The sequence below is a fragment of the Holophaga foetida DSM 6591 genome (assembly GCF_000242615.2).
GTDB lineage: Bacteria > Acidobacteriota > Holophagae > Holophagales > Holophagaceae > Holophaga > Holophaga foetida.
Map to the genome: position 1 here is coordinate 1,140,677 of NZ_KI912268.1, position 21,039 is coordinate 1,161,715.

20 protein-coding genes are annotated in these 21,039 nt (G+C 64.3%); 9 read left to right on the top strand and 11 right to left on the bottom strand.

What is annotated here, in order from left to right; genetic code table 11:
• Positions 1-2: 2 nt before the first annotated feature.
• Positions 3-1,877 (top strand): FUSC family protein, encoded by a 1,875-nt coding sequence (locus tag HOLFODRAFT_RS0204900; protein WP_005034110.1) that lies wholly within the window; start codon positions 3-5, stop codon positions 1,875-1,877.
• A gap of 68 nt (positions 1,878-1,945) precedes the next feature.
• On the opposite strand, the gene HOLFODRAFT_RS22655 is transcribed toward HOLFODRAFT_RS0204900, so the two are convergent.
• The 6 genes from HOLFODRAFT_RS22655 to HOLFODRAFT_RS0204935 all read right to left on the bottom strand — a co-directional run bounded on the left by HOLFODRAFT_RS22655 (position 1,946) and on the right by HOLFODRAFT_RS0204935 (position 7,471).
• Complete coding sequence (locus HOLFODRAFT_RS22655; RefSeq protein WP_425280004.1) at positions 1,946-2,968, bottom strand: PstS family phosphate ABC transporter substrate-binding protein; 1,023 nt, start codon at positions 2,966-2,968, stop codon at positions 1,946-1,948.
• A 100-nt stretch (positions 2,969-3,068) separates the two neighbouring features.
• Entirely contained in the window at positions 3,069-3,896 is an 828-nt protein-coding gene (locus HOLFODRAFT_RS0204910; RefSeq protein WP_005034105.1) for a DAPG hydrolase family protein, read from the bottom strand.
• A 17-nt stretch (positions 3,897-3,913) separates the two neighbouring features.
• Complete coding sequence (locus HOLFODRAFT_RS0204915) at positions 3,914-4,267, bottom strand: hypothetical protein (RefSeq protein WP_005034102.1); 354 nt, start codon at positions 4,265-4,267, stop codon at positions 3,914-3,916.
• Positions 4,268-4,286: 19 nt separating this feature from the next.
• The gene (locus tag HOLFODRAFT_RS0204920) at positions 4,287-5,393 is read right to left on the bottom strand and encodes a uroporphyrinogen decarboxylase family protein (RefSeq protein WP_005034100.1); all 1,107 of its coding nucleotides are present in this window, start codon (positions 5,391-5,393) and stop codon (positions 4,287-4,289) included.
• A gap of 211 nt (positions 5,394-5,604) precedes the next feature.
• Positions 5,605-6,651, bottom strand: coding sequence for an AraC family transcriptional regulator (locus tag HOLFODRAFT_RS0204930; RefSeq protein WP_005034097.1), 1,047 nt, complete (start codon positions 6,649-6,651; stop codon positions 5,605-5,607).
• 145 nt (positions 6,652-6,796) lie between these two features.
• Complete coding sequence (locus tag HOLFODRAFT_RS0204935; protein ID WP_005034095.1) at positions 6,797-7,471, bottom strand: TetR/AcrR family transcriptional regulator; 675 nt, start codon at positions 7,469-7,471, stop codon at positions 6,797-6,799.
• A gap of 251 nt (positions 7,472-7,722) precedes the next feature.
• Here HOLFODRAFT_RS0204935 and HOLFODRAFT_RS0204940 point away from each other — a divergent pair, with 251 nt between their 5' ends.
• Together HOLFODRAFT_RS0204940 and HOLFODRAFT_RS0204945 are read left to right on the top strand one after the other, a co-directional pair.
• Positions 7,723-9,486, top strand: a complete 1,764-nt coding sequence (locus tag HOLFODRAFT_RS0204940; RefSeq protein WP_005034092.1) for a CocE/NonD family hydrolase — start codon at positions 7,723-7,725, stop codon at positions 9,484-9,486.
• A gap of 45 nt (positions 9,487-9,531) precedes the next feature.
• Positions 9,532-10,818 (top strand): MFS transporter, encoded by a 1,287-nt coding sequence (locus HOLFODRAFT_RS0204945; protein WP_005034090.1) that lies wholly within the window; start codon positions 9,532-9,534, stop codon positions 10,816-10,818.
• Positions 10,819-10,920: 102 nt separating this feature from the next.
• On the opposite strand, the gene HOLFODRAFT_RS0204950 is transcribed toward HOLFODRAFT_RS0204945, so the two are convergent.
• The 4 genes from HOLFODRAFT_RS0204950 to HOLFODRAFT_RS0204965 form a co-directional block, all read right to left on the bottom strand.
• Positions 10,921-11,274: a hypothetical protein gene (locus HOLFODRAFT_RS0204950; RefSeq protein ID WP_005034088.1), complete on the bottom strand. Its 354-nt coding sequence runs from the start codon at positions 11,272-11,274 to the stop codon at positions 10,921-10,923.
• 96 nt (positions 11,275-11,370) lie between these two features.
• Complete coding sequence (locus HOLFODRAFT_RS0204955; RefSeq protein WP_005034086.1) at positions 11,371-12,486, bottom strand: uroporphyrinogen decarboxylase family protein; 1,116 nt, start codon at positions 12,484-12,486, stop codon at positions 11,371-11,373.
• Positions 12,487-12,719: 233 nt separating this feature from the next.
• Positions 12,720-13,769: an AraC family transcriptional regulator gene (locus HOLFODRAFT_RS0204960; RefSeq protein ID WP_005034083.1), complete on the bottom strand. Its 1,050-nt coding sequence runs from the start codon at positions 13,767-13,769 to the stop codon at positions 12,720-12,722.
• 188 nt (positions 13,770-13,957) lie between these two features.
• Positions 13,958-14,839, bottom strand: a complete 882-nt coding sequence (locus tag HOLFODRAFT_RS0204965; protein WP_005034081.1) for a LysR family transcriptional regulator — start codon at positions 14,837-14,839, stop codon at positions 13,958-13,960.
• A gap of 188 nt (positions 14,840-15,027) precedes the next feature.
• Here HOLFODRAFT_RS0204965 and HOLFODRAFT_RS0204970 point away from each other — a divergent pair, with 188 nt between their 5' ends.
• From HOLFODRAFT_RS0204970 to HOLFODRAFT_RS0204980, 3 genes are read left to right on the top strand one after another with little or no spacing between them, the layout of a single operon-like run.
• Entirely contained in the window at positions 15,028-15,531 is a 504-nt protein-coding gene (locus HOLFODRAFT_RS0204970; RefSeq protein WP_005034078.1) for a heme-binding protein, read from the top strand.
• On the top strand, positions 15,528-15,761 hold the full coding sequence (locus tag HOLFODRAFT_RS19465) for a 4Fe-4S dicluster domain-containing protein (protein ID WP_005034076.1): 234 nt from the start codon (positions 15,528-15,530) through the stop codon (positions 15,759-15,761). Before HOLFODRAFT_RS0204970 ends, HOLFODRAFT_RS19465 begins: the two co-directional genes overlap by 4 nt.
• A complete protein-coding gene (locus HOLFODRAFT_RS0204980; protein WP_005034073.1) occupies positions 15,758-17,449 on the top strand; it encodes an FAD-binding protein in 1,692 nt (563 codons plus the stop codon). The genes HOLFODRAFT_RS19465 and HOLFODRAFT_RS0204980 overlap by 4 nt, the downstream gene beginning before the upstream one ends.
• Before the next feature lie 86 nt (positions 17,450-17,535).
• Here HOLFODRAFT_RS0204980 and HOLFODRAFT_RS19470 read toward each other — a convergent pair whose 3' ends face one another.
• Complete coding sequence (locus HOLFODRAFT_RS19470) at positions 17,536-17,928, bottom strand: hypothetical protein (RefSeq protein WP_005034066.1); 393 nt, start codon at positions 17,926-17,928, stop codon at positions 17,536-17,538.
• Between the two features lie 158 nt (positions 17,929-18,086).
• Here HOLFODRAFT_RS19470 and HOLFODRAFT_RS24365 point away from each other — a divergent pair, with 158 nt between their 5' ends.
• From HOLFODRAFT_RS24365 to HOLFODRAFT_RS19475, 3 genes are read left to right on the top strand one after another with little or no spacing between them, the layout of a single operon-like run.
• Positions 18,087-18,698 carry a TetR/AcrR family transcriptional regulator gene (locus HOLFODRAFT_RS24365; RefSeq protein ID WP_005034064.1) on the top strand — a complete coding sequence of 204 codons (612 nt, stop codon included), beginning with the start codon at positions 18,087-18,089 and terminating at the stop codon, positions 18,696-18,698.
• Positions 18,695-20,035 carry a TolC family protein gene (locus HOLFODRAFT_RS0204995; protein ID WP_005034062.1) on the top strand — a complete coding sequence of 447 codons (1,341 nt, stop codon included), beginning with the start codon at positions 18,695-18,697 and terminating at the stop codon, positions 20,033-20,035. The genes HOLFODRAFT_RS24365 and HOLFODRAFT_RS0204995 overlap by 4 nt, the downstream gene beginning before the upstream one ends.
• A gap of 1 nt (position 20,036) precedes the next feature.
• A complete protein-coding gene (locus HOLFODRAFT_RS19475) occupies positions 20,037-21,035 on the top strand; it encodes an HlyD family secretion protein (RefSeq protein WP_005034060.1) in 999 nt (332 codons plus the stop codon).
• Positions 21,036-21,039: the final 4 nt, after the last annotated feature.

Consider the following 21,039-nt stretch of genomic DNA (forward strand, 5'->3'; position numbering starts at 1 on the left):
GAATGACAGCAGCAATTACCTTACTGAACCACTACGGCTGGGATAGAACCGCCGTTCGCAGGGCCCTTTCCCTTGCCTTGGCCTCCTGGCTGGCCTTCCTCGTGGCATCCCTGCTGCATGTGCATAACGCCTACTGGGCCGCCATGCCGGTCTGGGTCATTGCCCAGCCCACCCGGGGTGCCCTGATGGAAAGAGGGTTCTTCCGCCTTTTCGGGACCATCATCGGCGCGAGTTTCGGGATCGCCCTTCTCCACCTGCCCCTCTCGCCCTATGTCCAGGTCACAGCCCTGGCCCTCTGGATCGGCATCCACGCTGGCCTGACCCACCTCCACCGGGGCGTCCACGGCTACGGAGCCACCCTCTCGGCCATCACCGCCGGTATCGTGGTCATTCCCTCGCTCCACGCCCCCTCGAATGCGGTGCTCCTGGCCCTGAGCCGGGTGGACTGCACCCTGATCGGTGTGATTGTGGGCACCCTGATCATGGCGTGGCTCACCCCTGAATCTCCTCTGACGGACTTCTATGCCCAGGTCCGGTCCGTCTCGGTGGATGCGGTGGACTACGCCGCCAAGGTGGTGCGGGGAAGCTCGGACAAGGAAGCCGGCGAGGCCCGGATCCTGAGCCTGATCAGTCGGCTCGAATCCACCGCCCGGGTGATCGCCGCTGGCTCCCTTGAAGGCTATCGCCGCCAGCGCCAGGTGGACCTCCTGATCGTGGCCTCCCTTTCGGCCATGGCCGCCGCCCGGGACATCCGGGACGGCAGGCTCCCTCTCGATCCGACCCTGCCCCTCCGACTGGAGGCCCTCCGGGAAAACCTCAGCGGCGACGCCCTCCCTCCCCCGGTCCCCGGATCCCAGGGAGCAGCGCCTCAACGCCTGGCCGGGGCCATCGGGGACCTCCTGGCGGCCCACCGTGCCCTTTCCTGCCAGAACTCGTCGGTCACCGAGCCCCCCCGACGCAGATCCTGGCTGGCCCCGCATCGCGAAGCAGGTCTGGCCCTGAGGGCCGGTGCCCTCGTCGGTGGCCTCTGCCTCGCCGCGACCCTCCTCGCCATCTGGTCCGGCATCCCTGCCCTGGGCATGGTCGCCATGGGCGTCTGCGTACTCTCCCTGGTGCTGAGCGGAATGTCCCTTCCCCAGCTCATGGCTCCCAAGATGTTCACGGGGGTCCTGCTGGGAGCATCCCTGGCCGCCCTTTACCGGCTCACCCTTCAACCCCATCTCGGAACGACCACTTCAACCCTGCTGGTCCTCATCCCCGTTCTCCTCGTGGGGGGCTTCATCCGGAACCACCCGCGGACGGCGGCCCTGGGGATCGACCTGCTCATGGTCTTCCTGATGGGCTCCCAGTACGGCATGTCCGTCTCCAACCAGGCCGCAGTGATCTTCCGGGAGACCGGGGCCATTGCCCTGGGCTCCGGCATCGGGGTGGCCGTCTTCCTCCTGGTGCCCAGGAATCCCCGTCGCCAGGCCAGGGACGCGGTATCCAAGATCCGCAAGGACCTCCTCAGGATCCTGCAACGGGAGGAAGAAGCGGATCCCCAGGTCTGGCACGCCCGGGGTTCCCGCCAGATTCTGCGACTCTCACTCCACATAGGGCGCGCCGGGGGCGAACACCCGGCAGGCATGCTGGCCACCCTCAACCTGGGTCGGGCCATGATCGACCTCCACCAGCTGGGCATGCCCACCCCGGTCGGAGCTCTCGTCAATGGCGTGCTTCGCCAGGAAGTGACACCCCAGCAGGGCGTCCAGGGACTGCGGAGCCTGGCCGAGGGCGACCAGGACGAGCAACGCAAACCCAGGATCCAGCGCCTTGCCGACACGCTGGAACAGGCCGGGGGTCTGTTGACCTTTGGCCTGTCGCGACAGCGAGTCTGAGCTTCCGGATTCAAAGGGAACGGCCCAGCCGGGGGCTCATCCGAAGGTGATAACGGACAGGATTCGAATCAACGAATGCCCTTTGCATCCGTGTGCAGGCCGTCAGTGACTTTGAATTGGTTGAGATATTGGATGTCCCGGGACAGGGGTGCCTGACCAGCGGCCTTCACGAGCTTTTGCCCTTCAGGTGAAAGGGCGAATTCGAGGAAGGCTTTCAATCTGGGCTCAAGCCCCTTCTTGGGATGTTTATTGACGTATAGATAGAGGCAACGGGAGTAGGGGTACGCCCCAGATGACACGGAGTCCGGTGTGGGTTGGACGGGATAATCGGTCCCGGATGGATAGACAGGAAGGGTCCTCAGGGAGGAGAAATCCTCGACAAGATTGGCCATGCAGAAGCCGTCAGGATCGGAGGCCAACGCTTCCGCCATGGCCATGCCATCCGGGAGGATGGTAATCGGCATTCTGGTCTCCATCTGGTGGGGGAAGAAATGAGCAATGAGCCCAAAGACACTGGAGTCAAGGGAGCGCCCGTAACGGACAATCTTCCGCTGCGCCCAGCGGGGATCCACCACCCCGAGATCGGCCCAGGTCAGAATGTCCTTGGGCCATCCCATGCCGCGATTCGTGGTCATGATGGCGTCGATCTGTTCGATCCGGATGCCCTTGACAGGGTTTTCCCTGTTGACCGCGACCACGAGGGCATCCATGGCCACTGCAATCCGGGTGGGGAGGTACCCCCACTTCTCCCGAAACGCGGCCAATTCGTCCGGCACCGCATCCCGGGCGATCATAGCCATCTGGACAGAGCCCTCGGTGAGATCCTCCAGGCCTTTATCCTCTCCGGAGACGCGAACCTCCATGGAGAATGAAGGGTCCTTGGACTTGTAGGCATCCCCCCAGAGGGATACGGCATACATCAGGCATTCGCCACCGGTCGCCACCAAGGTTTTTCCGACTGGGGCCTGGGCCCGGAGCCCCACCCCAAGGATCATCAGCAGGCCAAAGGACAGGAATCCGAACAAATTGTGGAGGTTGAACCAAATATGCGGGGACCAATCATTTGTAGTCTTCTGCACAAACGCCTCCATTGGGGTCTGCCCCGGACAGTCAACAAGTGGGCCGGGAACCCCATATGGCAAATCCCCGGCCCGTCGTCATGTTCATCAGCTAAAACCACCTGGATCAGAGTCAGGCGGTGACCTTACCCTTCATCTCGGCATAGAGCTCCGGCAGGAAGGAGGCCAGGTTGGTGTATTCGTGGATGTTGTGGATCGCCAGGCCCTGGGGGATCTTGCCCGGCAGCTTCACGAAGGGCGGGAGCACGCACTTGGGCTTGCGATTCTTCACCTTGTAGCCCATCCAGAAGCGGGTCCGCATTTCGATACCACCCTCTGTCTCGCGGATGAAGTGGCACATCATGGCCGGGGCCCAGGGCCGCAGGAAAAAGGCGCCTACGGGGCGGGTCTTGCCCCAACCACCCACCATGGTTCCCACGGCCGGGGACTTGAACCGGGTCATGTCGAAACCCATTTCCTCCGGTGGCAGGAATTTGATGAGGATGTCCTCAGGGCCGCTTCCGATGTCTTCGATCACATGATGGGTGGTGCCCTGAAAGCGCTTCACCGCAGGGGTGGCCGGGTCCAACACCTGGGCCCGGTGCTCCGGATCCGGAATCGAAATGCCGTGATGGCAGGACGGGTGCCAGATCTTGTAGCGCAGGTCTTCCAGGGCATGCCAGCCGAACCACCAATTCATCATGTCGACGGTGACCCCGGGCATCTTCGTCAGGTTGGCGATGTAGCCCGCGCCATTCGGCAGGATGCACCAACCGGTCTCCACCTCGTGATAGCCCGGATTCAGCAGGTCATTGATATTCTCTGGCCGCAGGGCCTTGGCGGGGTCCATGGGCCGGGCCATCAGCTCCAGGCGCGCCGGATCGGGAGCCGCGGGCTTCCGGGTGAAGTATTTTGCGTAGGGCTTGGCCTGCTCGGCAGGCGTCAGGTCCATCGATCGCATCGTCATCCTCCTTCAGGTCAGGCCTTGGAAACCAGGTGGTCCAGGGCCTCTTCCCGGGTCTTGGCGAAATACTGATCCTTCACCACCGCCTGGGCGATGATCCGCTGGATGCCCTTGATCCCGACAAGCGCCGTGTGGATCGAGCCCAGGGCGGCTACGACGGCCTTGGTGCTCTCGACGGCGGCTGCCTTCAGCGTATCGTTCGCGGAGCTGTCGGTCACATCGCTGAAGACCAGGTTGATCCGGTTGGCGATGCACATCTGGGTGACTTCAGGGAAAAGGCTGGCCGCCTTATCGGGGTTCATTCCGACGCAGTTGAAGAAGACGACCTTCTTCCCCTTGTGCTCGATGATCTGGACGAATTCGGACATGGGTTGTCTCCTTGTGGAATCAGGCGTGGACGGCGGAAACCATGGCCCTGTAGTTCTCGGCCTTGGCGTTGGTGGGCATGTCGCATCCCTGGCTCAGGATGAAGCCCTCGGGGCCCACCTCCTCCACCAGGCGCCGGGAGTAGGCGTAGACCTCGTCAGGCGTGCCCAGGGCCAGCTTGGCGGCCTGGACATCGCCCATGAGGCACATGTGGTGGCCGACGCTCTTCTTCAGGGCAAAGATGTCGCTGGCCCCGTCGAGCTGGAGGATGCACTTGCCCTTGGGCAGGCTCAGGAGGAACTCGGCATCCTGGGTCCAGTCCTGGTCGCAATGGAGCAGGGGAATGGCCCCTTCGGCAATCACGGCATCCACGATCCGCCGGAAGTGGGGGTAGACGAACTTTTCCTGCTGCCGCTTGGAGAGGGAGCCGCGATTGGAGCGACCGAAGCCGATGAACACGCCCATCGGGTGGGTCTGTTGGATCGTGGCCTTCAGGGTGGACAGGGTGCTCTCCATGGCGATCTCGCTGGCCTCCAGAACCTTCTCGGGGATGCGGAAGGTGTCTGAAACGAAGCGGGCCATGGAGCGGATGCCGCTGAACTGTTCGAAGGGAATGGCGGCGATCGCAGGGCTCAGGATGGGCAGCCCGGCCTGGATCACGTTCATGGTCGCCTGAGGCAGTGCCTCGAAGGCCTCCCCCAGGTGGGCGAGGGTATCCGGGAGGTTCTCCTCCAGGTGCTTTTCGTAGAACTCGTCGTAGCCCTTCTCGATGATGAAGTCGTAGTCGGACTCCTTCATGAGCTCCGTTTCGTGGATCTGGTAGGGCATGTCCTCGTGTAGCTCGACCCCGGGGATGTCCACCTTGCAGCCCATCCCCATGCTAAGCAGGTAGGGGCTGAAGAGGGCGAACTGGGTCCCGTCGATCTCGCCCATCTCCTGGATGGTGCTCAGCATGATCTCCGCTGCCAGCTTGGGGTTGGCGCAGAACTCGGCCATCTTCGTGCCGGTATAGCGGGCGGCGAAACCCGTGCAGGTTGTCACCACGGGCACCCGGTCCGGTCGGCCCAGGGCCACGGCGGTCTGGATTCGGTTCAGGCGTTCCTGGAACAGGTCTTGGCTGGTTTTCATCTCTTCACCTCCGGATGGAGTCCCCCCAGGCCATGCAGCAGACGGCCGTCGGGGATGACGGAAACCGTGACGGCAGGCCCCTCGCATGCATCTTCGAAGCGGGCGGACCAGAATGAGTGCTGATATGAGTATCGGAAATGCGATATCGGAAATACACCAGAAGGGCTTAGCACTTACGACGAGAGACTTAGCATTTCCGGCTCTCCGGGGTCTACCGCGCCGCTATCCGGCTCCGGTAGTGCTCCGGCGTCTCGTTTGTGGCCTTGAGGAAGGCCCGGGTGAAGCTGGGGGGCTGGGCGAAGCCGAGGGCAAAGGCAACCTCCTTCACCGACAATCGTGGGTCAGAGAGGAGCTGCTGGGCACGCCGGATCACGATGTCGTTCTGGATGGCCCGGAAGGAAGTCCCCTCCCGGGCCAGAGCCGCACGGAGCGTGCGTTCGGAGACCTCCAGGCACCGGGCGACCTCCGGGAGGTCCGGGAGCCTGTCCGGCGCCGAATCCCAGAGAATCCTTCGGATCTGGCGCTCCAGGTAGGAGCGGCCGAACTCCTCCTTGAACATGGCCTGGAGACGGGCCGTACAGAAGTCCTGGACACTCTCCTCCGCCAGGGCTGAGGGGAGCGATGCCCAGGCAGCCGGGATCCTGAGCTCGTTCGCGGGCTGGCCGAACTCGCACTCGAAGGGCAGGAAGCGGCGGTAGAGGTGGGCGTAGAGGGGGGCCGGATAGGCGAAACGGGCACGGCACACGGACCAGTCCTGCCCCGGGATGGCCTCGGAGATGAGCCGGATCCCGGTGGCCGTGGCCTGCTCGATCAGGGGGGCGCAGAGGGCCAGGGAGGGCGGCGAGGTTTCGTAGCGGCTAACGGACCACTCCCCCTCGATCCGGACCTGCAACCGCAGAAAGTGACCCCAGCAGAACTCGAAGCCGTCCACCGCCGCCTGGTTCACCTGCCCCAGGGTGTTCTGGGTCAACACGGCGATCCCGGAGAGCCCGTAGGTGCCGTAGCGCTTGCGGCTCCCGAGCTTGAGCCCCAGACCAGGTATCCGGCCCGTCCCATCCACCCACTGCAGCGCCGTGATGTATTTCTCGAAACTGAGGCGGCCGGAAGGCTCCTGGAAATCCGAGGTCTCCAGCCTAAGGTCTGCCAGGAGCCCGGCGTAGGCCGCACCCATTCCCCCCTCCCCCATGACAGCCTCCAGATCCTCGAAATAGTGGACGAGGATTCGGTGCAGTTCGATTTGGAGGGTGGGCTGGGGCATGGGCGGTCTGCTCCCCATTCTCGATGAGGTCTCTGCGGGTGGCTAGTGTGGTGTTTCGGTGAAACGCGGACCATTCGAACGTATCTGACACCACACTTGGTTGGGTTTGGGGGCCCGGCAGTGCCCTCAATGGGGTGGCAGCCGTTCAGCTTCCCCCAGCCCGGGACTGCCCTGTGAGGCAGCGCATCACCACCTCGAACACGCCCGAGATCAGGTCCTCGCCGCGGGCCTCCAGCTGCAGGAGGGGGTCCACCATGGACGAGCCTGCGAAGAGGTTGGAGATCGGGATGATGGTCATGAAGAAGAGCAGGGTCGGGTCCTGCTCGGGAATGACCCCCAGGCGCATCCCCTCCTCCAGAAGGGGCCGGGTCTGGAGGTACGAGGGCATGATCAGGCGCTCCCGGACCACCGCCTGGCGCTCGGTGGGGCGGACGGCCTCCTGGAGGATGAAGAGTCCGTAGTCCGGGATCTCCGCGTTCACCCGCACGTACTCCCTGTAGAAGTCCTCCAGCCGCTCGCGGTAGGGCGCCCCGGATTCCGCGATCTCGGCGAGGCTGCGCCGCCGGGGCGCCATCCATTCCACGAGCCTTGCCACCGCCGCTAGCCAGAGATCGGACTTCGAACCGAAGTGATAGATCGCCAGGGCCGGGTTGACTCCAGCCTCCCGGGCCAGATCTCTAAGGTTGACCGCCTCGTATCCCAGCCGGGAGAAGGCGGGAATGGCCTTCCCGAGAATCGCCTCCCGGCCATCCACCGCCCCGCCCCGGGGCCTCCCCGATTTCCGCCGAGGGGCATCGGCCGTCTTGGGCGTGTCGTTCAAAGCGGTCCTCCGGATGAGTCTCCCCAGGATATTCGGTTTCAATTCCAAACAATACTTTAAATAGCGATTTAGCACCCTCGCTAATTAAACAGGTGTTGCATTTTTAAACGGATGGATCTAGCCTAAACCCGTCCCTTCACATTTCCGAGCTTTCCCCGCCCCCTGGCCCCCAGGAGTCGGGGCTGCCCGAACGCACCCCCACCCGGTCCCGCGCACCGTCCGCGGGCCCCTTCACACTAGGAGCAGCACCTATGGATTTCTTCGACGAAAACGGTCAGAAGATCGAGTTCCTGTACAGCCCCATGAGACCCATGGATGCACCGGAAAGTCATATCGTCCCCTTCAATCCGGGGACGGTGATCCTGGAGAAAGGCTATGTCCACGAGCCGGGACGCCTGCCCCTGCCTGTGCCGATCCGCTGGGATCAGGACGTTACCATTCCCCTTCGGGACGGCGTCAAAATCTATGCGGACATCTACCGCCCCGTCGAGGATGGGAAGTTGCCCACGGTCCTGGTCTGGACGCCCTACGGCAAGCAGGGCGGATGGTTCAGGGTCAACGTGACCCCCGACCGGGTAGGCGTGCCGCGTGACTGGGTCTCCGGCCTGCAGGCGTTCGAAGCCGCCGATCCTGCCTGGTGGGTGTCCCAAGGCTATGCCGTCGTCGTCGCGGATACCCGCGGAGCCATGTTCTCCGAGGGAGACCTCCGCTGGTGGGGTCAAGCGGGATCAGAGGACCTCTACGACGCCATTGAATGGATTGCGGCCCAGCCTTGGTCCAACGAGCGTGTCGGCATGGCTGGGAACTCACAGCTCGCCATCCTGCAGTGGTTCGGAGCGGCGTTGCAGCCTCCTCACCTCGCGGCCATTGCCCCCTGGGAAGGCATTTTCGATATGTACCGGGATGACATCTGTCAGGGCGGCATGATCAACAGCGGTTTCCTCCGAGACCAGATTATGGCCCACAAGAACGGGCTCAATCGGTATGAAGACCCTGCGCTGATGATCGAGAAGTACCCCCTCTATAACGCCTACTGGGAGGACAAGCGCGCAAAGGTCGATAAGATCGAGATCCCGGCCTATGTGGTGGCCAGCTACTCCAATCCCCTCCACGCCAAGGGGACCTTGAACGCCTTCAACGCCCTCAAGTCCAAAGACAAGTGGCTGCGCATCCACAACATGCAGGAGTGGCCCGACGGCTACATGCCGGAAAACGTGAAGGATCTGACCCGCTTCTTTGACCGCTATCTCAAGGGTGAGGACAACGGCTGGGAGAAGACACCCCGGGTGCGCATGACCGTACTCGACCCTGGCGGGGTGGACGAGGTCAACCGGCCCAGTGAGGCATGGCCCCCCATCGCCATGAAGCCCAAGGCACTCTTCCTGGGAACGGGCGGCGCACTGCTGGATTCACCCGGCGTACCAGCCGCAATCCAATATGCGGCAGAAGGTGAGAGCGTCATCTTCAAACTGCCCATCACCCGGGAGACCGAGATTGCGGGGCCCATCAAGCTCAAGCTCTGGGTGGAAGCCGAGGGGGCCGATGACATGGACCTGTTCACCCAGGTCTACAAGACCGATGCAGCGGGCAAGAAGCTCTACCACATCGCCTTGCCAGGCGAGGCTGGCGAGGGGCTGCGGAAGATGATGGCGGAGACCGGCAAGGCACCCGTGATGCTCACGTTCGCGGGACCCCAGGGGCGCCACCGCGTCTCCCACCGGGCCCTCGACCCACAGCTGTCCACCGATCTCCAGCCGATCCACGCGCATGCCCGCGAAGAGCGGCTCTCCCCCGGCCAGATCGTGCCGGTCGAGGTTTCTGTCTGGCCCGTGGCCATGAAGCTTCACCCCGGCGAAATCCTGTGTGTTGGCGTCGGCGGAGGGCCCTTCGAAACCTTCGCTTTTCCGGGCATGCCTGGTGCCGACAAGATCCTGACCCGCAACCAGGGCACCCACATCATCCACACGGGCGGCAGCCATGACTCCCATGTGCTGCTCCCAGTCACCTTAGGCTGACATTTTCAACCATTAACCCATGCATCCCCATAAGGGTGACGACAAATGAGGCAAGAACCCGATTATCCCAAATTCAGGTGGTTCGTCCTGCTGGCTCTGGTTATCGCCACGGCCGCCTCCACCGTGCTCATGATTGCTCCAGCGCCCCTCATCGGCGAGATCTCAACCGCACTCGCCATCCACCCGGGCAACGCCACGACCCTCCTGCTGGGAAGCTGGCAGATCGTCGGGGCCACCTCTTGTCTGGTGGCGGGGTTCTTCGTCGATCGCTTCGGCCCCGCAAAGCTGATGGTCGCAGGTTGCATCATACATATCGTACCGAGTCTGCTGTTTCCCCTGGCCGGAACGCACCTTGGATGGCTGCTGGTCTTGCGTATCATCCAGGCCTCGGGAGTGGGGCCGATCACCGCTGTCCTGGGCAGCCTGGCAGCCACCTGGTTTCCCGTCCGCCAGCGAGGGGCCGTGGCGGGGATCCAGGGAATGGCGACGTCGGCCGGTGTCCTGCTCGGATTCCTTATTTCCCCCGCAACCTACGTCCACACGTCGAGTTGGCTGGCAACCATGCAGTGGATGGTCGTGGCTCCCATCGTGGCCTTGATCTTCTCCTGCGGAATCCTGTTCGGCCCCAAGCCACCGGCCTTCCAGCCCGACGAAGTCGACAGGTCGGATTCCGCATCAAAGGGGATCTTCGCCACGGCCCTGCGCTCGGGCAGCACATGGGTGCTGATCGCCTGCGTCTTCATCACGTGCTGGTTCTTCACCGGCGTGAACGACCTCATTCCTGGCTACATCGCGATAGCACCCCCGATGGGGCTGGGGTACGGGCCGGTGCTGGCGGGGAAGGTGATGGGCATATATCAGATATTGTTCATGCTTGGAGCATTCCTGATCGGGTTCATCTTCGAAAAGATCTTCCGGGGGAATGCAAAAGCCACCCTTCGCTTCGGCTACCTGCTGTCCGCAGTGCTGATCTGCTCGATCCTCCTTCGCGTGGTCAACCTCACTGCCCCGAGGCTGGGCGTGGTGCTCTCGATTGCAGGCTTCTTCGGGGCATGGCCCCTCCCCGTTGTCATGGCTTTCATCTCGATCAACTATCACCACTCGATCGTTGGAAGACTCACGGGCCTTGCCTTCGGCATCGGCCTCTATGCCGGTGTGCCTGCCATTTTCGTAGGGGCGACGGCTCTCAAGCTCACCGGCAGCTATCACGCGTCCATCTATATTGTGACGGCTGTAGCCCTGATCGGTCTGGTGACCTCCCAGTTCCTCAAGCCTGATCGCCGAGGGAGTGAGGAGAAACCAGCCCATCTGGATTCGTGCAGGGAGTCGTAGCCCGGGATGTATGGAAGGCGTCTGCTTGCCAGGCGCCTTCCATTACATGCCTCATTGGATGCGGTGCAGCCCATCGCGCCACCCTTGCTCAGGCAGACGCTTTCACCCCTTCCCCACCAGATATTCCAGGGCCTCTTCCCGGGTCTTGGCGAAATACTGATCCTTGACCACCGCCTGAGCGATGATGCGCTGGATCCCCTTGAGACCCACGAGGGCGGTATGGATGGAGCCCAGGGACTGGGTGACGGCCTTGACACTCTCGGCGGCGGCGGCCTTGAGGGCGTCGTTGGCGGAGCTGTTGCTCACATCGCTGCAGACCAGGTTGATCCTGTGCTCGATGGCGGTGCGGGTCACCTCGGGAAAGAGCCCGGCGGCCACATCCGGGTCCATCCCAGCACAATTGAAGAAGATGACCTTTTTGCCCTTGTGTTCGATGATCTGGATGAATTCAGACATGGTGGTGCTCCTTTAGGGGCAGTCGTGAAGAATCGGTGTCATTCGAGGCATTCCCATACCGCCCCTTAGGTTGCTGTGCGGCGTGGGGACAGTGTTTTACTTGCCGGAGGCCGCGGCCATCATGGCCACCACGTTCTCGACCTTGGCGTTGGCGGGGATATCGCAGCCCTGGGAGAGGATGAAGCCCGAGGGGCCCAGGTCCCGGATGAGCTTGGTGCTGTAGGCATAGACTTCATCGGGGGTGCCGAGGGTGAGCATGGTGGGGGGAACGTCGCCCATGACGCAGAGGTGTCCGTCCAGGACCTCCCGGGCCTTGTAGAGGTCGGTGGCGTGGTCCAGAGCCAGGACAGCGCTGCCCTTGGGCAGTTCTTTGAAGAACTCCAGGTCCCGATCCCATTCGCCATCGAAATGCAGGTAGGCCTTGGCGCCCTCCTCGTGGATGGCCTCGATGAGCTGGCGGTAGTAGGGCCAGACGAAGCGCTGCCAGATCTTGGGGGAGACCATGCCGCTGGAACCGCGCATGCCGTCGACCCAGAGCATCATGGGCTTGAACATCTTGATGATCTCGCGGGTGGAGGCGATGGTCTCGGCCATGGCCACATCCATGGCCTCCTGGACCTTGTCCGGGATCCTGCGGAGATCCACCATGAAGTTGGTGAGGCCACGGGCGCCGCAGAAGGGATCCATGGGAATGCCCGAGCCCGTGGGCGTGAGAACCGGGATGCCGGCCTGGGCGAAGTTCTGGGTGGCCTGGGGCAGGAAGCCGAAGGCCGCACCGACCTTGGGCAGGAGCGCTTTGTCCCGGAGCCGGGAACCCACGAAGTCCACCCGGAACTCGTCGAAGCCCTCCTGGATGATGGTGTCATAGTCCTCGACGGTCATAAGGGGCTCTTCGTCCACCTGCCAGAGACTGCCCTCGGGGAGGTCCCGGCCGGGGATCTTCACGTTGGACATCCACAGGAAGCTGAAGAGGGCTTCATTGCAAACGGGCATCAGGAAGCCGTCAAAATCCCCCAGGGAAGTGAGGGACTGAAGCACGGTCCGGTTGGCGGTCTCGGCGTCCGTGCAGAATTTGGAGAGGGGAACCCCCAGGTGGTTGGCACAGAAGGCGTCCGCCATGAGCACGAGCGGCACACGATCTGGGGTTTCGAGGTTCGCCGCGGCGCTGATCCGCGCATAGCGTTCCTGGAATAGAGCCTGTTTGTTTTCCATCACTGAACCTCCATCAAGGGGCACAAGGCCTCTGGAGCCTGAAGGAATCAGGCCCGCCAAATACGTAGGACACCGTTGAAAGCGAAAGGGGCGGCTATGCGTTAACCACAAGCCTTAACACTTGAATTGAATTCATTGTTTCGGAGCCAGCCCTGGACCGCCACAGGATCCCCTTAGCATTTCCGATGAATCGGCTAGCACTTTTGATCGCAGCAGCCCAGAGCAGAAGCTCATCAGTCCTTGGCTTTGAGCCGGACTCGAAATTGCTCAGGCGTCTGCCCCATGGCCTTGGTGAAGGCGCGGTGGAAGCTGGGAGGCTGGGCATAGCCGAGCTGAAAGGCGATTTCCTTGATCGAGAGCCTGGGATCCTGGAGGAGTTGCTTGGCCCGCTCCAGGACCACCTCATTCAGGATGGCCCGGAAGGAGGCCCCCTCCCTGGCGAGGCTCGCCCTAAGGGCCTGCTCTGAAAGCTCCAGACGGCGCGCGATCTCCCGGACGCCCGGGGGGCTGTCCAGGTCCGAGTCCATCAGGATCCGACGGATCTGGCGCTGAAGGTGGGTCCTGCCGAATTCCTCCTCGAGCATGGCCTTGAAACGCAGCTCGCAGAACTGCTTCACATCCTCATCCGCCAGGAGCAGGGAGCGATCCGCCCAGGCGGCCGGAAAGCGCCAACCATTGAAGGGCTGGTCGAAGTCGCAGGGAAAGGGAAGGAACTGACGATAGAGCCCTGCGTGTTCAGGGGCCGGAAAGGCCAGCAGCCCCCGACAGGACGACCAGTCCAGATCCGGAAGCACTTCCGAAATCATGCGGATGCCCGTCACCAGGGCCTGCTCGATCAGGGTGACGTGACTCGCCAGGGAAGGTGGCGAGGGCTCGTAGCGGGCAACGGCCCATTCCCCCTCCACTGCGACATGCAGGCGCAGGAAGTGCCCCCAGCAGAACTCGAAGTAATCGGAAGCAAAGCGGTTGGCCTGACCGAATGTGCCCTGGGTCAGCATGTTGAAACCGCTCAAGCCGAAGGTCCCATGGCGTTTCCGGGCCCCCAGCCTGAGCCCCAGCCCGGGGATCCGCCCCTCCTTGTCCAGCCGACCCAGGGCGGAGAGATAGTTCTCGTAACTGAGGCGTCCCGTCAGCTCCCGGAAGTCCTCCTCGCCCAGCCCGATGTCATCCAGGAGCCTAGCATAGTCCTCGCCCTGCCCCGCTTCCCGCATCACAGCCCCCAGATCCTCGAAGTAGTGCTTGAGGATCCGATGGAGTTCGCTATTAAGGGAGGGCTGGGTCATGGGTCAGATGACAGGTTAGCGGGTTGTGCCCACAGCTTTCCATCGGTGGAGAACGATTAAGGAGCCAGAATTCCCTGATCTTCCATCCCGAAGCCATGGACCCTGGTAGCCTGGCCGGAGAGAAAGCGGATGCACGAATTCGGGTTGGCCCTTCAGATCCTCGAAATGGGTGACATCCCGCTACGGCCTCAGCCATCCATCGCCTCCAGGAAGCGCCCGAGGAAGGGGTGGGGGCTCTTCCGGGGCCAGACCATGAGGTCCTGGACCACCGCATCTTCGCCCTCCATGTCGATGCAGCGCAGCTTGTAATTGGGGTAGGACTCCACCATATGCCGGGTGAGTACGGCCACCCCGACCCCGGACTCCACCAGGAGCAGAATGGTCTCGAAGTCGCTGGCCCACTGAGCAATCTGGAGGGCGAACCCGTGCCTCGCACAGCGCCGCTCAAGGGTCTCCACCGCCAGGGGAGCCTGGTCGGCCTGCTCAATGACGATCTTCTGGCCCCGGAGATCGGCATAGGTCATGGAGCTCCGGCCCGCCAGGGGGTGGTCCGGCCGGAGCACGACCACGGAGGGGCTGCTCCGCAGGACACGGCTCCGGAAGGCCGGGTCGTCCTTCCAGCCCACGGAGAGGGTGAAGCCGACCTGGATCTCACCCTCCTTCAGGGCCTGGGCGAGACCGGCAAGGCTGAAGCGCTTCATTCGGATCGCCACCCCGGGGTGGAGGGTCCGGAGGCGATGGAGGCGCTCCGGCAGCCAGGTGGTCTCGGTGGCCCCGAAGAAGCCGACAGTGAAGGCTGGGCCTTGCCCTTCCTCCGCCTGACGCATCCTCGCCACCACCTCGTCGTATTCCTGGACCATCCGGGACACGGTTTCCAGGAAAAGCTCACCGGAGGCCGTCAGGCGCACGCTGTGGGTATCCCGCAGAAAGAGGCGCACCCCGAGGTGGGCCTCCAGGCTGGCGATCTGCTGGCTGACCCCCGGCTGGCTCATGAAGAGGGAGGCCGCGGCCCGGGTAAAACTCCGAATCCGGGCCACGGCCAGGAAGCACTTGAGCTGCCTTACATCCATGGGGCCCCCGAATCCTGGCAGCATCCTGCCATGGGGTGTGGTTATTGCCAATGGTTATAACCACACCCGGAAGCTTTATTTCCCGTGCCGCCTCCGGCCGCCTATGCTCGACCCAGCCCCCACATAACAAGCGATGCCACCGGCTTCCCGGGTCGGCGTCAGCCTGCCCGGGGGAAAGGGAGGTGCCCATGTTCATGAAGGTGTCCATCGGCCTGGAGGAAGCCATGGGGGCGATCCAGGCCATGCTCGATGAGGTCCGCTCGAACCCGGACCGCTACTGGCAGCATGGCGGGCTGGCCGTAGTCGATGACCGGGGCAAGCTGATCGCCTTCGCCAAGATGGACTCGTCCCACCAGATCCCGGGTGATGTGGCCATCCGCAAGGCCTGGACCGCGGCCATCTGCTGCCAGGACAACGACCGGGCCGACGCCATGCTGAAGAAGGGCGGCGCCCTCCTGGAGGAGTTCTGCGCCGGCGGGACCTCCATCCCGGGCGGGGTCGCGATCTTCGATCTGGGACAGGAAGGGGGAGATCTGGGGCCGGGCCACGCCCGTCCGCCCTTCCGCCGGACCTGCATGGGAGCCATCGGCGTGGGAGGGGTGGGTCTTCCCCCCGAGGACTATGCGGTCGCCCTGGTGGGACTGCGCCACATCCAGCAGCGGCTCTGGCCCGGCCAGGAGGATGCGCGATGAACACCCTCACGATTGATGACGCCCGCTGCATCGGCTGCGGCAATTGCTTCAAGGCCTGTTTTGTGGATGTCTTCCGCTGGGATGCCGTCCGGGAGCGGCCCATCGTGGCCTATCCCGAAGACTGCGTGGAGTGCAACAAGTGCGAGCTCGCCTGCCCCGTGGAATGCCTGCAGGTCCAGCCCGACTATGCGGGCATCACCTGGCCCGAGATCATTGAGGAGCAGCCATGAGCACGAACCAGGAGCAGACCGGTGTGCTGGTGATCGGTGGCGGTATCGCGGGACTGGCTGCGGCCATCTCCGCCAAGGAGGCGGCCCCGGAGGTCGACGTCCTGGTGGTGGACAAGGGCACCTGCGGATGGGGCGGCAAGGCCAACAAGGGGGGCGGCAACCTGGCCTTCCTGGCCCCTGGAGACGATGTGGAGGCCTTCATGCGCTTCCGGGTGGAGGAGATCGGCTGCGGCCTGGAGGACCAGGCCATGCTGCGGGACTTCATCACCTCCTGCCATGGGATCCTGGGGCGCCTGGAATCCTGGGGCGTGAAGGTCTTCCATGAGCCCGACGGCAGCTACACCTATGTCCGCTGGATCGAGGGGATGCCCTGGCGGATGGCCCTCTGCGAGCAGGACATCACCGAGTGCATGGCCCGCCGGGCCCGGGAACTCGGGGTCCGGACCCTGGATCACGTGACCCTGGTGGATCTCCTCAAGGAGGGCGGAAGGGTCAGCGGCGCCTGGGGCTTCAGCCTCCTGGACGGCGCCGAGCACCTGGTTCGGGCCGGTGCCGTGGTGCTGGCCAACGGCAACCAGAACTACCGGCTGATGCGGCGCTGGGCCAGTGCCAGGGGGGACGGGATCGCCGCCGCCTGGCGCGCCGGGGCCGCCATGGTCAATGCCGAGTTCGGGAGCTACAGCGCCTGGGTGTTCGCGGACACCAAGGAGGTCTGCCAGGGCGCGGAGGACGTCCTCTACAACGCCCGGGGAGAGAGCATCTCGAAGCGGGTGCGACCGGTGATGGAGGCGGACGGGCACTCAAAGGAGATCGTGGCCTGGTGGCGGGAGATGCAGGCCGGGAACGGACCTATCCGCGCCAACATGGCCGAGAATCAGATCGCCGCCCTTTCCGCCCGGGCCTTCCATTCCGATGGCGTGGCCGTGCGGCCCATCACCACGGCCTTCTGGACCCGTACCATCGGGAAGGCCATGGCTGCCTCCCGCCAGAAAGGCCCCATGCAGGAGGTCCATCCCGGCTTCATCGGCGAACTGTCCCCCCTGAAGGTGGACCGCCGAATGGAGACTACGGTACCGGGCCTGTTCGCGGCCGGGGACATCTGCGCCTCCGGCACCGGCTGGCCCGGCGCGGTCCCGGCCCCCCCGGGGCGCCTCCGGGGCAGTGGCATGATGAACGCCCTCTGGACCGCTCTCAAGGCCGGTCCGGCGGCGGCGGAGACCGCGGTGGGCCGGGAGCCCCTTTCCCCCGACCCCGTCCAGGTGGAGGCGATCCGCCAGCGGGTCTTCGCGCCTCTGCGCCATGAGAGCGGGATCGCTCCCATGGCCATCGTCCGGGAGATCCAGGCCCTGATGGCCCCCGTGGGGAACACCATCTGCAAATCCGAGGCCCGGATGGAACGCGCCCTTGGCGCCCTGGAGGACATCCGGCGGCGCCTGCCGGACCTGCGGGCAGGCGACTGGCACCACCTCTCGGCCTGCAACGAGGTCCACGCCATGGTCCTCTGCGCTGAGCTCTTCTTCCGAGCCTCCCTGGCCCGCCGGGAGTCCCGGGGCTGGCACCTCCGGGAGGACTTCCCGGAGCGGGACGACCGGCACTTCCAGCACTGGGTGGTCCTCCACCAAGAAGACGGCGCCGTTAAGGTCACGACCGAAGCCATCCCGGGCCTCAAGCCAATCACTTCCCGATAGATCGCCAAGTCCTTGCCCTTTAAGACCTTGAACACCCCACGAACATTCCGGGGCCGTCCCCAGGGCAAGGTCTTCCATCCGAAGGCTCATGCGACATCCCCCTTCAGGGCCAAGAGGACCCCCTCCATGTCCTCGCGGAAGGCCAGGGTCCGTTCCGCGTTCTCCCGGACTCCTTCCGGGTTGTTGTCGTAAAGCCTCCGGTGGCATGCCCGGGCGCACTGGCAGAGGCCGTAGTCGCCCTGCACCGTGAAGATCCGGTCCTCCGGGCTCGGGAAGGGGTGGAAGCCCGCGCGGTACATGTCCCGCAAGCCGTAGCGGGCGATGAAGGGGGCAAAGTTCTCGGTGAAGCGGGGTCCGGCATAGCTCAGTCCCGCGGCGTCCGAGAGCCCCGCCCCTCCCCCGATGACCAGGAAATCGGCCTCCCCCAGAGCCTCAGAGGCCCGGGTGAGGCGGTTGCGGTAGTCGGCGGAGTCGTTCATGTCGGGCACCAGGATAGAGGCGGGGATTCCATATCTCCCAGGCTTAGACGCCAGAACGGCGGCATGGGTTAGCGGCGATCTGTGATTCCCTGCAGGAAGGATTTGACAAAATCAGAATTCAAATTCTAGAATTTGAATTCTGATAATGAGGAGCCAGGATGAAAGTCTCCAGAAGGGTACTGGAACGGCAACAGAGGCGGTCCATCCTCCTGGAAGCCGCCGCCCGGATCTTCGGCCGCAAGCCATTCGACGAGGCCACGATGCAGGAGGTGGCCGCGGAGGCCGAGATCGGGATGCAGGGGCTCTATGAGCACTTCCCATCGAAACAGGAACTCTACGAGCAGGTGATGGAGAGCCGGGCGGAGGTCTTCCGAACCAGAGCAGAGGAAGCCCTGGCGGGCATCTCCAGGCCCCTGGAGCAGATCCGCGCCCTGGCGGAGGTCTACACCCGGCAGTTCCGGGAACAGCCGATGCTCCTGCCCATGTTCATCCGGGACAGGGTCCACCACGACTGGGGCTTCCAGTCCCGCTTCGGGGAACGGATCCGCCGGATCTATGAGGAGGAGAGCCTTCGGCTCCGTGGATTCCTGGAGGCCGCCATCGCCCAGGAACAGCTCCGCCCCCTGGACCCCGGCTTCCTCACCCAGCTCTGCCTGGGCGCTCTGGAGGCCTCGCTCCACTACAGCCACCGCCATCCGGAGGAAGCGGTGGGCACATGCGTGGATCGAGCCATGGATTGCCTGATTTGCGGCGTGGGGGTCCAGTCATGAGGCGCGGGATCCTTGCCGGGGTAGCCCTCCTCCTGACAGCCGGTTCACTCCAGGCCGGGAGTCTCAGTCTTTCCGAGGCCATGCGACAGGCCGCCAGGACCTCCTTCAAGGCCGATGCAGCCCAACTGGAGCGGGCCAAAGCCAGGGAGGATACCGCCCAGATCCGGAGCCTCTACCTTCCGGAACTCCACTTCGAGGGGGGCCACCTGAACCTGGACAACCAGCCGCAGCTCACCTCCGCCCCCATCCTTTTCAGTGGCATGAACCTGGGGTCCATGGTCAATCCCCTGGCGGACACATCCTCCTGGTGCTACAAGGTCTCGGCCCAGTATCTGGTCTACGACTTCGGCAAGCGGCACCAGGCCCTGGGGGCCTCCAGAGCCAGGGAGGAGGCCGTCGGCCTGAGGGAGAACGGTGAGATCCGGCGCACCCAGGCCGAGGTGGCAACCCGGTATGTGGCGCTCCTCCACATCAAGGCCCAGAGGAAGGTCCTGGAACAGCGTCGGAAGGCCCTGGAGGACCACATGAAGAGCGTCCAGGATCTCTTCCAGCAGGGCATCGTGGCCCGCAACGATCTCCTGCGCACGGAAGTGGCGTTGCGCAACCTCGGGGATGCCGAGCGCGCCCTGGACAGCGCCGATGCGGGAGCCCGGGAGGCCCTGAATGTGGCCGTGGGCCTGGAACCCACGGCCCCCCTGAACCTGCCGGAAACCCTGGACGCTCCCCCCGCCCTGCCCTGGGATGAGGCGGGCTGCCGCAGGCTCGCAGCCCAGTCAAGCGATCACGTCAAGGCCCTCCGGGCCAAGGCGAAGGCCCTGGAGTCCCAGGTGGCCCTCCGCCGGAGCGACTACGCCCCCAATGTCGTGACCGAAGCATTCCACAGCTACGAACAGAACAGCTACACCCCTCATCCCCACGAGAGCGGCCTCTACCTGGGCATTTCCTGGAAGGTCTTCGACGGGGCCCGCGCCTCCAAGGTGCGACAGGCCGTGTCCGAACTGGATCTCGGGCGCCGTGAGATCCAGGAAGCCGAGCGTCAGGCCGGGAACGCCGCGACTGCGGCCTACCGGGACTTCCAGGTGGCGCTTCAGGAATCGAAGACATCAGAGGCCAATGTGGCCTCCGCCGAGGAGAACCTCCGCATCGTGGAGGACCAGTACCGCGAAGGCCTGGCCCAGAGCACCGACGCCCTCGATGCCGAAGCCCTACTGGCGGACAGCCGATTCTGGCTCGCCTCCCGGCGCCACCGCGCCTACACCCAGCAGGCGGCCCTTCTGGCCGTCCTGGGCGAAGACCTGCCTGCCTTCTACGAACACTCGACCACCAAGGAGCCGTGACATGATTTCGAAGAAAGGAGCCTCCCTCGCCGCCATCCTCGCCGTCGCCGTGGCCGGAACCCTCTGGGGCACCACCGAGTGGCGCCATGGCCAGCTTTTCATCTCCACCGACAACGCCTACGTGAAGGGGCACGTCACCGCAGTGGCTTCCCGCATCCCTGGGCCCCTCCTCACCGTGGAGGTGCAGGAGAACCAGCTGGTGAAGGCCGGGCAGACCCTGGCCACCATCGACCCGAGGGACTTCGATGCCAACCAGGCCCGAGCCGAGGCTGCCCTCCAGGAGGCAGCTTCATCCGTCTCCCTGGACCAGGCCCGCATCGCCCAGGCCCAGGCCCAGGTGAAGGCTGCCCTCAGCCAGAAGAAGCTGGCGGAACTGGAGCGCACCCGCTTCACCGCCCTCTACGAACGGAACTCCATCGCCAAACAGAAGTATGACCACGCCCTCAGCGCCGCCGAGGTGGCCGAGGCCCAGGTCCTGGCGGCCCGCAAGCAGGTGGCGGCGACCCAAGGGCTCCTGAGCGTCAGCCAGAGCAAGGTGGCGGGCGCCCAGGCCGCCGTGGCCGCCGCCAGGCTGCAGCGTTCCTACTGCACCATCACGGCTCCCTGCGATGGCTACGTGAGCCGCAAGATGGGCGAGCCCGGCACGGTGGTGGCCCCGGGCCAGCCCATCTGCGCCATCGTGCCCCTGGGCCAGGAGGAGGTCTGGGTGGAGGCCAATTTCAAGGAGACCCAGCTCAGGCGAGTCAAGCCCGGTCAGCCCGTCAAGCTGGTGGCCGACCTGGATTCCCGGGCAGCCTTCACGGGCCGGGTCGAGAGCCTTTCCGCCGGAACCGGCGCTGCCTTCTCCCTGCTCCCGGCCGAGAACGCCACGGGCAACTGGGTGAAGGTCGTACAGCGGGTGCCCGTGCGGATCAAGCTGGATCCTGGAGCCGATCCGAACCACAAACTGCGACTGGGGCTGACCGTAAGCGCCGAGATCGACACCCGGGACGGCAGGTAGTGCC